Genomic DNA, 223 nt, shown 5'->3' with positions numbered 1-223 from the left:
CGGTCGTCAGTCCGTTGCGATTGAGGACACCGGCAATCACATCATCATTGGCGATCAAGACGAGCTGTTTCACAGCGTCGACAATGTCGTCAGGGGTCGCATTTCTTTGGCCACGGTGTCGCTTCGGCAGGCGCAGTTCGGTGTGGACGCCTCCAACCCAATGAATGACGAGGACGATCTCAGAGGTTCCATCATCGAGATCGGCGACCACTTCATTGATGAG

General features: G+C 55.6%; 1 pseudogene. It reads right to left on the bottom strand.

Features of this window, described 5'->3' with window-relative positions:
• A pseudogene (locus tag MOV76_RS39745) lies at positions 1-223 on the bottom strand (recombinase family protein); the annotation flags it as partial.

It is taken from the genome of Rhizobium sp. PRIMUS64 (assembly GCF_023006465.1).
In the GTDB taxonomy this organism is placed as follows: domain Bacteria; phylum Pseudomonadota; class Alphaproteobacteria; order Rhizobiales; family Rhizobiaceae; genus Rhizobium; species Rhizobium leguminosarum.
This window is presented reverse-complemented; position numbering and strand designations above follow the sequence as displayed.